Origin of the sequence: Fulvivirga imtechensis AK7 (assembly GCF_000331535.1) — a bacterium.
GTDB lineage: Bacteria > Bacteroidota > Bacteroidia > Cytophagales > Cyclobacteriaceae > Fulvivirga > Fulvivirga imtechensis.
Window position 1 is genome coordinate 1 of record NZ_AMZN01000130.1, and the last position, 1,629, is coordinate 1,629.

General features: G+C 46.8%; 1 protein-coding gene. It reads right to left on the bottom strand.

The window, feature by feature from the left end; translation table 11 throughout:
• Window positions 1-1,629 (bottom strand): condensation domain-containing protein (locus C900_RS26575; RefSeq protein ID WP_157494261.1); only part of this gene is annotated, 1,629 nt, incomplete at both ends.

Consider the following 1,629-nt stretch of genomic DNA (forward strand, 5'->3'; position numbering starts at 1 on the left):
CACCACCATCTCTTCGTTGCGAGGTACCATAAGTCCTATCAAATCATCGGACGCTATCCCGTAACGGTCGCACAGTAAATGGGCCAGCATATTGGATCTTCTGTTGAGTTCTTCATAGCTCAGATTCCTGTCATCAAATATCACCGCAGCCTTAGAAGAACTTTTCACTACCTGCTCCTCTATTAGCTGGTGAATGGTCTTTTCTTCAGGATAGGCAGCCGTAGTATCGTTGAAAACTTCCAGCAACTGATGTCGCTCCTCTTCACTGATAAATGTCAGCTTCTCTAATCCCACCTGGCTCTCACTACTCAGGACAGTAAGCATGGCTTTGTAGTGTTCCAGCATCCTTTCAATGCGTGAAGCATTAAAAAGATCCGGATTATATACCAACGAAAGGTACAGCTCCTCGCCATCTTTTATCTCATTATAGTTGAATGTAATATCAAACTTACTACTCTCCGATTCCGGAATCAGCTCCTCTACAACCACATCTTCCATTGTACGGGACTGCTGACCGCTGTGCGCATTCTGCAAAATGACCATCACATCAAACAAGGGCGAACGGCTCATATCACGGTTCAGTGACAGGCTATCCACCAGCTTATCAAACGGGTAAACCTGATGCTCAAAGGCCGACAATACATTCTCCTTTACCTTGTAAAGCAGGTCTTCAAAGCCGATACTTCCTTCGAACTGGGTCCGGATCGCTAACGTATTAACGTAAAATCCAACCTGAGCATCAAGGCTTGGGTGAACACGACCTGCCACAGGTGTACCTATTATCATATCCCTCTGACCTGTATAGCGGTACAGAAAAGCCTTCACACTCGCCAACAGGCACATGAACATACTGCTGCCCGTCTTTTCACTCATTTGACGTAAGCCTCTCGTAATCTCACTGTCAAGGAAAGTACCACAACTGGCTCCCCGATGCGTTTGGACCGGAGGCCGTACACGGTCTGCAGGAAGCTCAAGAACCGGAATCTCTCCGCTGAACTGATCATGCCAGTACTGTTCATGCTTTTCATAGTTCTCTCCATGAAGTTGCTCATGCTGCCACAAAGCATAGTCCTTGTAATGGATCCTTAACGGCTGCAGGGGAACAGGATCCCCCTGACCAACTGCACTGTAAATCGTGATCAGTTCATTGATCAGCAACTCATTAGACCAGCCGTCAGATATGATGTGATGAAGGGTCAGCGTAAATACATAATGATCGTCTTCCAATTGTACCAGCCTACCGATGATCAATGGCCCATGCTCCAGATCAAAAACCCGTGTGGCCTCAGACTCTATAAGCGCACGAACACGAGTATCCCGATCTTCTTCTCCACGCCAGTCATACTCTTCCAAATCAAATTCTACGCTACCATGGATATATTGCTTAACCTCACCATCCACAAGTTTAAAGGTGGTGCGAAGGCTCTCATGCCGGTCGACCAGTATATTCAGGCTACTGTGAAGCACCTGACCATTAACCGGACCACTCAGTGAGAATGCATGAGGCATATTATAGGCTATCTGTTCCTCTTCCATCTGGTATAGTAACCAAATACGTTTCTGCCCGTGGGATACATCATAGTATTCCTGCTCCGGAACCGGCTGTATCTCCTGGTAGTCACTCTTTTC